Consider the following 6,419-nt stretch of genomic DNA (forward strand, 5'->3'; position numbering starts at 1 on the left):
ACGTCGAGCCCAGCGCGCTCCGGGCGATGGGAGCCCGTCGGTCTTGAGTCCTCCCGCCTCCGAGTCGCCCACCGCCATCGAGCGGGTCTTCTACCCACCGTCACCGGAGGACTGGGGCCGCAGGGCGTTGCTGTCTCCGCTGACGGCGTTGTCGTGGAGCTACGCCGCGGCGGTGCAACTGCGAAGAGCCCTGTACGACAAGGGGCTGCTGCGAGCCGAGCGTGTCGAGGGACTCCGAGTCCTCTCCGTGGGCAACCTCAACGTGGGCGGAACGGGCAAGACGCCCGCGGTGCTGTACCTGGCGGAGCAGCTCGTCCGGGCGGGGCGCAAGGTCGGCATCCTCACGAGAGGTTACGGTCGGCGCTCGCGAGAGCCGCTGACCTTCACGGGAGCACAGCCGCTCCCCTCGGTGGAGGACGCGGGAGACGAGCCGCTGTTGCTCGCGACGCGATGTCCGAGCGTGAGGCTCTTCGTGAATCCCGACCGGGTCGCCAGTGCGCTGCGAGCACGGGACGAGTTCGGCTTGGACACGGTGTTGCTCGACGATGGCTTTCAACACCGTCGCCTCGCGCGGGACGAGGACCTGGTGGTGGTGGACGAGGCGGTGGGGCTGGGCAATGGCCACATGCTTCCGCGAGGTCCGCTGCGTGAACCCGCTTCATCGATTCGACGCGCCACGCTGCTCTGGGTGCGCACGTCCGCGGCGGCCGTGGGTGAGCCCCCAGCGGTGAGCCTTCCGCGAGAAGCCGAGTCGATTCCCCGGGTGCGAGCGCGCTATGGGCCCTCGGCATGGGTGGACCCGGAGGGCATGTCGCATCCACCGGAGCGCCTGAGAGGGCAGGGCGTGTTGGCGCTGGCGGGGCTTGGCCGGCCGGGGGGCTTCCTGAAGACCCTGAGGACGCTGGGTGTGGAGGTCGTCGACACGGCGCTCTTCCCGGACCATCACGGCTTCACTGCCGAGGAGCTGGAGGACGTGGTCCAGCGGGCGGCGCGTCGCGGCGTGGTGGTGGTGACGACGGAGAAGGACGCGGTGCGGCTGCCGCCCGGGTTCGAGGCGTGGAAGGTGCGGTTGGGGGTGGAGGTGCTGGAGGGAGCGGCCCACCTGTATCGGGCGCTCGGGCTGGCGGGCGCGTCAGGCGACTTGTGAGACGAGGGGGGCTGTGGGACAAACCGCCGCCATGGCCGCGGTCTCGCCCGTTCGCTCCTCGCCCTTGCCCTCTCGCCTGCCGCTCGCGTTCTCGCGTCGTCGCGTGCTGCTGGTCGGGGACCTCGTCGCAGACCACTACATCTACGGACAGACGGACCGGGTGAGCCGCGAGGCGCCCGTGCTCATCGTCCGCTACGAGTCCGCGGAGGTGAAGCTGGGCGGAGGCGCGAATGTCGCGGCCAACGTCCGCGCCTTGACGGGCCAGGTGACGGCTGTCGGTGTGCTCGGCGCGGACGAGATGGGCGGCGAGCTGCGCCACCTGTTCTCCGAGGCCGGCGTCCGGCTGCACGCGGTGGGCGGTCGAGACATCGCGACGGAGACGAAGACGCGCATCCTGGCCGGTGGCCTGAGCACCACGCGGCAGCAGATGCTGCGCCTGGACCGGGGACAGCGCTCGGAGTTGCCGCCCCGGGTGCGCAAGGCCCTGGCCCGTCACGTGGAGCAGGCGGCTCGGGACGCGGACGCGGTGGTCGTCTCGGACTACGGTGCGGGGGTGCTGAACGACGAGGTGCGAGGTGTGCTCCGCAAGCTCGCGGCGGATGGGCTGCCGGTGTGCGTGGACAGCCGCTATGCGCTCGCGTCGTTCTCGGGGCTGACGGTGTGCAAGCCCAACGAGCCCGAGCTGGAGGCGCTCGCGGGCCGGCCCGTGCGCTCGGAGCAGGACCTGCTCCTGGCCGGGAAGGAAGCGGTGCGCCGGCTAGGGTGTCGTGCGTTGCTGGTGACGCGGGGCCGCCACGGCATGGCGCTCTTCGACGCGGACGGCGGCGTGGACCTCATCCCGGTGCACGGCGCGAAGGCCGCGGTGGACGTGACGGGCGCGGGCGACACGGTGATTGCGACCTTCTCGCTGGCCGTCGCGGCTGGAGCTTCGTTCGGCGAGGCGGCGAGGCTGGCGAACGTGGCCGGCTCCATGGTGGTGCAGAAGCCGGGGACCGCGACGGTGTCCCGGGATGAGCTGCTGGCGGAGCTGCGGAGCGCGCGATGAGCACCTTGGAGAAGATTCAGTCACTCGAGCAGGTGGCGGAGGCGAGGGCCCGCTGGAAGCAGGAGGGCCGCACGGTGGCGCTCGCCAACGGTGTGTTCGACCTGCTGCACGTCGGCCACGTGCGCTACCTGGAGGGCGCGCGCGAGCTGGCGGACGTGCTGGTGGTGGCGGTGAACTCGGACACCTCGACGCGCGCGTACAAGGGGCCTGGCAGGCCGCACATCCCGGAGAACGAGCGCGCGGAGCTGGTCGCCGCACTCGCGTGCACGGACCGGGTCATCGTCTTCGACGAGCCGAACGTGCGCGGCATCATCCGGGTGTTGAAGCCTGATGTGCACGTGAAGGGCACGGACTACACGCCCGACAGCATCCCCGAGGGTGACGAGGTCCGTGCCTACGGTGGCCGCACCGCAGTGTCGGGCGACCCGAAGAACCACAGCACCACGGAGCTGGCGCGTCGGCTCGGGCGTGAGGACGCGAAGTAGCCCATGGATGCCCCGCTCCTGGCGGTGCTGGGCTGCCCCCGATGCAAGGGGGCGCTCGTCGTCCTGGGGACTGGCGCCACGGAGCGGCTCCACTGCGTGGCCTGCCATGCCTCGTGGCCCGTGAAGGACGGCGTGCCGCAGCTGCTTCCCGAGCTGATGACTCGCGAGGACGCGCCTAGGCGGTGAGCTTCGCGGCGAAGGACCGTGCCTCTTCGGCGGCGCGAGCCTCGAGCCCCTGTCCTCCCGCGCCATCGACGATGGACGTGAGGTCGACCATGCGGTGTGGGCCATAGGCGTGGCCCCAGCGCTCCATGTCCATCCGGAGGAAGAACGCCAACGTCGGCGCACCCACGGCGACGGACAGGTGCATGGGCCCGGTGTTGTTGCACACGGTGAGGCCGGCGGCGCGCATGAGGGCCGCGAGCTCATCCAGGTTGGTGGGAGGCGCCAGTCGGGCCCCGGGCGCGCCAACGAGCACGGCCTTCGCCAGCTCCTCCTCTCCGGGCCCCCACGTCACGATGGGCGTGCGGCCCGCCTCCAGCAACGCCCGTGCGGCGGCGGCGAAGGCCTCCGGAGGGATGCGACGGGGGCCCAGCCGGCCGCCGGGGTTGATGACCGCGCACGGCATGGAGGCGTCCTCTTCCAGGAACGTGCGGAAGGAGTCGCGGATGTACGGCTCCCGGAAGGACAGCTCCCGGGCCAGCTCGTTGCCGGCCACGGGGGAGAGCAGGTGGGTGCGCTGGACGGCCTCGCTGCGGGTATCGGGCCGCGCGGGAACGGAGAGCGAGTGCAGGTACGTCACGGGCCAGACCTTGGGGCCGACGACCACGGCGCGAGGACCGGCCAGTCGCGACACCAGCGCGCTCGTCACGGACGGGGCCTCCCAGTTGGCGCAGTCGACCACCAGGTCGTAGTTCGCCTGACGCAGGGCGCGGATGCCGGGGGCCAGGGGACCGGCCCAGATGTGGCGACGGTCGAAGGCGATGACCTGGTCCGCGTCGGGGTGGTTGGCGAGGACCCGGGCCACCTTGGCGTGGACCAGGACGTGGACCTCGGGCGCGGGATGGACCTGGGCCTTGAGGGCGCGCAGCAGGGGGGTGGTGAGGAGGGCCTCGCCCACGCGGTTGTCGGGCCGCACGAGCAGCACCTTCCGGGGGACGGGGAGAGACTTTCCGGGGCGCAGCTTGCGGCCGGGGCGCCAGAACAGCAGGGACGCCACGAGCGCGAGTGCCAGCTTCGCCCATAACTCGAGCCGCTTGTGCCAGGACATCGCGGCGCGGACCCTACACAGAACTGAAAGGCGTGCAAGCACGCTGCTTGACCTGCGGGCGGAAAGCCCCTAGCAACCGCCCAATGCTGAAGAGCATGACCGGGTTTGGCGCGGGCCGCGCGCGCGTGGGAGACGAAGAGGTCTCCGTGGAGCTGCGCTCGCTCAATCACAAGTTCTGCGAGGTGAAGGCGCGACTGCCGCGCGAGCTCGCCTCCCTGGAGCCGCTCGTCACGAAGCAGGTGAAGGACCGGCTGGCGCGTGGCTCGGTGGAGCTGCTGGTGAAGCGGCAGTCCTCCACGGCCTCGGGCACCGTGCCCACGGTGGACCTCAACCTGGCGCGCGAGTACCTGCGCACCTTCCGGGAGCTGGCCAAGGAGCTGGGCCTCTCCCAGGACGTCACCTGGTCCCAGGTGGCCAACCAGCAGGGCGTGGTCCGCCTGGAGGAGAAGGGCGTCGACCTGGAGTCCGCGACGCCCGCGGTGACGGCGGCGCTGGACCAGGCGCTCGGGGCCTTGGAGAAGATGCGGCTCGTCGAGGGGGAGGCCATCCACGCCGACCTCGATGCGCGCATGAAGCTGCTCGAGGGGTGGAGCCGGGAGGTGGCGCAGCTGGCGCCCCGCGCCGTGCAGGACTACCAGCAGCGGCTCACCGAGCGCGTGGCGGAGCTGGCGCGCGGCGTGGCGGTGGACCCGCAGCGGCTGGCCCAGGAGGTCGCGCTCTTCGCCGAGCGCACGGACATCGCCGAGGAGGTGACGCGCCTGGCGAGCCACCTCGAGCAGTTCCGCGCCCTCATGGCGAGCCAGGAGCCCACGGGCCGCCGCATGGACTTTCTCGTGCAGGAGATGCACCGCGAGGTGAACACGACGGGCTCCAAGAGCCAGCACGCGGACATCTCCGCGCGCGTGGTCTCGATGAAGGCCGAGGTCGAGCGCATCCGCGAACAGGTGCAGAACGTCGAATGAGCGAAACCACCATCCTTCCGCCCGGTCTGTTGCTCGTCCTCTCCGCCCCCTCTGGAGCGGGGAAGACCACCCTGGCCCACCGGCTCCTCCGGGAGACGCCCCAGGCGAACTTCTCCATCAGCGTCACGACGCGCCGGCCCCGAGGCAAGGAGCAGGAGGGCGTCGACTACCACTTCGTGGACGTGGCCACCTTCCAGGCGAAGATCGAACGCGGCGAGTTCGTGGAGTGGGCGGAGGTCCACGGCCACTTCTACGGGAGCCCCCAGTCGACGGTGGACATCGCTCGGGCCAACCGGGGCGTCGCCATCTTCGACATCGACGTGCAGGGGGGCCAGGCCATCAAGCGCAAGCACCCGGACGCGGTCCTCATCTTCGTGCTGCCTCCCTCCATGGAAGAGCTCGAGCGTCGTCTGAGGGACCGGCAGACGGACTCTGACGAGACCATCCGTCGGCGCATGCTGGCGGCGCGCTCCGAGATGGAGCGGGGAATCGCCGCGTACGACTATGTGGTCGTGAATGACGACTTCGACCGGGCCTACAGTGAGCTCAAGGCCGTGGTCGTCGCCGAGGGATGCCGCCGGGGGCGGGCGGACGTCTCCCGGTTGAAGCTCGGCGTCTGAGCCTGGGAGAGGTGTCCTCCAGGTGGCGCCGAAGTGACGAGAAGCAAACTTCTTGCGCTGGTCCCTGGCTTGGTGGATAAGCCGCCCACCTCACGGCGAGGCGCGGAAGGGCAGGTCGCCTTCGCGTCGCCGGGAGCCACGACGGAAACGCCGTGGAATCAGCGCCTCGGGCGCTGTGGTTCTCTGATTCAACATGGATAGGACCGTGCGCCTCGTGGCGGCCCAGAGTGGGCCCTCAGGGGGCAGGCAAGCGTCCGGAGCGGCTCGTGACTGCGAGTTGACATTCTCCGGAGCGCTCCATACATGGTCGACCGGATGGTAGTGGTTCAGTGGGCGTGCGGGTGGTGGTGCAGGACGTCGTCTCATGGGAGACGGCACTGAGCTGGGTCGGCGGGGGAGGGCAGCTTGTCGACGGTTTGACTTCAGTCGCGGTGGTGGTACAAGCCGCGCCCCTCGCAACGAAGCCGCGCACTGGCGCGGAGTACTTCGCGCGAGGGCAGGACGACATCGGAAATACGGCGGTCAGCGCAGTGGGTTGACAGAAGATGCGGCGGTGGTAGAAGCCGCGCCCCGACGAAGAAGCCCGGAAGCAAGCGGGCGGGGACGACGGGGCGGTCAATGAAGCAGCGGTTGACACGGGATGCGGCGAAGAGGTAGAAGCCGCGCCCCTCACGAAGAGAAGCAGCGGAAGCCACTGGGCGGCGCTGAGGACTTCGAGAGAGCCGAAGGGACGCAAGTCGAAGTTGACAGCTGACGCGGACCTGAATAAAAGATGCAGCCCGCCGAAAGCAGCAAGCGGCGGACAGGAAGAATGGTAGCAAGAAGTCGCGGTAGAAACAAGCGACTCGGTCTTTGAAAACCAAATAGCAAGCCCAAGAAGAAGAGAAGGA

The 6,419-nt window shown here is 70.0% G+C and carries 7 protein-coding genes; 6 read left to right on the forward strand and 1 reads right to left on the reverse strand.

Annotated elements, in window-relative coordinates; translation table 11 throughout:
• Positions 1-43: 43 nt before the first annotated feature.
• Genes lpxK through K8640_RS04105 form a run of 4 tightly spaced genes read left to right on the forward strand, consistent with a single transcriptional unit; the run spans position 44 to position 2,863 of the window.
• Entirely contained in the window at positions 44-1,147 is a 1,104-nt protein-coding gene (lpxK, locus tag K8640_RS04090) for a tetraacyldisaccharide 4'-kinase (protein ID WP_223745844.1), read from the forward strand.
• Positions 1,148-1,178: 31 nt separating this feature from the next.
• Positions 1,179-2,192: a bifunctional heptose 7-phosphate kinase/heptose 1-phosphate adenyltransferase gene (locus K8640_RS04095; RefSeq protein ID WP_223745845.1), complete on the forward strand. Its 1,014-nt coding sequence runs from the start codon at positions 1,179-1,181 to the stop codon at positions 2,190-2,192.
• A complete protein-coding gene (locus K8640_RS04100; protein WP_223745846.1) occupies positions 2,189-2,677 on the forward strand; it encodes an adenylyltransferase/cytidyltransferase family protein in 489 nt (162 codons plus the stop codon). The genes K8640_RS04095 and K8640_RS04100 overlap by 4 nt, the downstream gene beginning before the upstream one ends.
• 3 nt (positions 2,678-2,680) lie before the next feature.
• Complete coding sequence (locus K8640_RS04105) at positions 2,681-2,863, forward strand: Trm112 family protein (protein ID WP_141331808.1); 183 nt, start codon at positions 2,681-2,683, stop codon at positions 2,861-2,863.
• Here K8640_RS04105 and K8640_RS04110 read toward each other — a convergent pair.
• Positions 2,853-3,947: a glycosyltransferase family 9 protein gene (locus K8640_RS04110; protein ID WP_223745847.1), complete on the reverse strand. Its 1,095-nt coding sequence runs from the start codon at positions 3,945-3,947 to the stop codon at positions 2,853-2,855. The genes K8640_RS04105 and K8640_RS04110 overlap by 11 nt on opposite strands.
• A gap of 83 nt (positions 3,948-4,030) precedes the next feature.
• On the opposite strand from K8640_RS04110, the gene K8640_RS04115 reads away from it, so the two are divergent.
• A complete protein-coding gene (locus K8640_RS04115) occupies positions 4,031-4,909 on the forward strand; it encodes a YicC/YloC family endoribonuclease (RefSeq protein WP_141331812.1) in 879 nt (292 codons plus the stop codon).
• Positions 4,906-5,529 carry a guanylate kinase gene (gene gmk / locus K8640_RS04120; protein ID WP_141331814.1) on the forward strand — a complete coding sequence of 208 codons (624 nt, stop codon included), beginning with the start codon at positions 4,906-4,908 and terminating at the stop codon, positions 5,527-5,529. The genes K8640_RS04115 and gmk overlap by 4 nt, the downstream gene beginning before the upstream one ends.
• The last annotated feature ends 890 nt before the right edge of the window (positions 5,530-6,419 follow it).

It is taken from the genome of Myxococcus sp. XM-1-1-1, assembly GCF_020037095.1.
Classification (GTDB): Bacteria; Myxococcota; Myxococcia; order Myxococcales; family Myxococcaceae; genus Myxococcus; species Myxococcus fulvus.